Origin of the sequence: Sphingomonas sp. (assembly GCF_048595155.1) — a bacterium.
Lineage (GTDB): Bacteria > Pseudomonadota > Alphaproteobacteria > Sphingomonadales > Sphingomonadaceae > Sphingomonas_I.
This window is the reverse complement of the sequence record NZ_JBMDXN010000035.1, coordinates 1-1823: the sequence shown is the minus strand read 5'-3', so window position 1 is coordinate 1823 and position 1823 is coordinate 1. Positions and strand designations below refer to the sequence as shown.

The following is a 1823-nucleotide window of genomic DNA, read 5'->3' as shown; positions in this document are numbered from 1 at the left end:
GCGGTCACCGCCGATCAGCGAGCTCAATTCAATCCCCGCAGCAAACCCACGGCTACGCTCCAATCCCGATTCCCGATTCCCGATTCCCGATTCCCGATTCCCGATTCCCGATTCCCGAATCCCGAATCCCGAATCCCGAATCCCGAATCCCGAATCCCCAAAACACCAAACGCCCCAAACGGGGCGTCCTGAAACGGTCGGCTGGCTGGCGAAAGCGGGCGGGCGGTGACCGGTGCGCGTCGTCGCTGGCGGAAGCGGGCTGACGGCGCGGGGGCAAGTCTAGCCAGCGCGCGAAGTCGCTGGCGAAATGCGAATCGTTCTTGAAAAGAAGGCCGCTCAGGCCGCCGGCTCGATCTGCGCGAACGAGGTCACCCGCGGATGTCCGTTGCAGGCGTCCGCATCGCGCGGGGTCGGATAGTCTTCCAGCCGGTCCAGCAGCACGGTCTGCAGGCCGGCCTCGCGCGCGGCGTCCAGTTCGGCCACCACGTCGGACAGGAACAGCACCTCGCGCGGCGCCACGCCGATGCGCTCGACGATGCGCGCATAGCTGACGCGCTCGCGCTTGCCGCCGATCTCGGTGTCGAACCAGCCCGACACCAGGGGCGTCAGGTCGCCGGCATCGCTGTGGCCGAAGAACAGCTTCTGCGCCGGCACCGAGCCGGACGAATAGACGTACAGCGCCAGGCCCTCGCCATACCAGTCCTGCAGGGCCTGGGCCGCGTCCGGATACATGTGCGCGGTGAAGTCCGCCTCGCGGTAGCCCGCCTCCCAGACCATGCCCTGCAGCGCCTTGAGCGCGGTGTGCTTGCGGTCGGCGTCGATCCAGTCCTGCAGCACCGCCACGCGCGCGGCATCGTCCTGCGCCTGCGGCGCATCCGCGCTGACCGCATCCAGCCAGCGGCGCACGTCCGGGTCGTCGCCGTGGGCGGCGACGAAGGCCGGCAGCGCACGCCGCGCATACGGAAACAGCACGTCCTTGACGAAGGAAATGCTGCTGGTCGTGCCCTCGATATCGGTGAGCACCGCCTGCACAACGCCCATCAGGAAGCCCGCTCCGGGGTGTAGCGCGGGAAGCTGGCGGCGATGGTCTCGCCGGTGAAGTGGCCGACCCAGCCGTCCGGCTCGGTGAAGAAGCGGATCGCCACGAAGCTGGGCGACTCGCCCATGTCGAACCAGTGCTTGGTTCCGTCCGGCACGGCGATCAGGTCGTCCTTGACGCACTCGATCTCGTAGACCTTGTCGTCCACGTGCAGGGTGAACAATCCCGAGCCGGCGACGAAGAAGCGCACCTCGTCCTCCTTGTGGAAGTGCTCGTCCAGGAACTTGGTGCGCATCTCGGCGCGCGCCGGATGATCGGGCGCGATGCTGACCACGTCCACCGACTTGAAGCCGCGCTCGGCGACCAGGCGGTCGATGTCGGCGCGATAGGCGTCCATCACCGCCTCGGGCGAGGCGCCGGGCTCGATCGGCTTGGAGGCCTGCCAGCGCTCGAACAGCACCCCGATCTTCTCGAGCTCGGTGGCGATGAAATCCGGGTCGTAGCTGGCGAACAGCGGCGTGGACGGATCGGCGTGGTCGAAGATGCGAAGACGGCTCATGGCGGGCTCCTGGCAGGGGGGCGAAGGCCGGGCGGAAAAGGGTAGCAGCGGCGGCGCCGGGCGGCGTCGCCGCCATGCAACGCAGCAGTGCGATTCAGCCGCGCGCGCCGAGCTTGCGCAGCTCCAGTTCCGCCGCGAACAGGAACTCGAACGCTTCCAGATGGCGCCGCGCCTCGGCCATCGTGCGGCCCCAGGCGTACAGGCCGTGGCCGTCGATCAGGTAGC

At 68.3% G+C, this 1823-nt stretch carries 3 protein-coding genes; all 3 read right to left on the bottom strand.

The genetic code is table 11. The features are described from left to right. Positions 1 to 336 precede the first annotated feature (336 nt). On the bottom strand, positions 337 to 1041 hold the full coding sequence (mtnC, locus tag ACOJSI_RS05705; protein WP_420137294.1) for an acireductone synthase: 705 nt from the start codon (positions 1039 to 1041) through the stop codon (positions 337 to 339). Next, complete coding sequence (locus ACOJSI_RS05700) at positions 1041 to 1598, bottom strand: 1,2-dihydroxy-3-keto-5-methylthiopentene dioxygenase (RefSeq protein WP_130519736.1); 558 nt, start codon at positions 1596 to 1598, stop codon at positions 1041 to 1043. The genes mtnC and ACOJSI_RS05700 overlap by 1 nt, the downstream gene beginning before the upstream one ends. 94 nt (positions 1599 to 1692) lie before the next feature. Further along, positions 1693 to 1815 (bottom strand): class II aldolase/adducin family protein, encoded by a 123-nt coding sequence (locus ACOJSI_RS05695; protein WP_420137295.1) that lies wholly within the window; start codon positions 1813 to 1815, stop codon positions 1693 to 1695. Positions 1816 to 1823 lie beyond the last annotated feature (8 nt).

Excerpts from the sequence above, each read along its gene's own strand:
- ACOJSI_RS05700 (WP_130519736.1), bottom strand. The coding sequence starts at position 1,598 with ATGAGCCGTCTTCGCATCTTCGACCACGCCGATCCGTCCACGCCGCTG.
- mtnC (WP_420137294.1), bottom strand. The coding sequence starts at position 1,041 with ATGGGCGTTGTGCAGGCGGTGCTCACCGATATCGAGGGCACGACCAGC.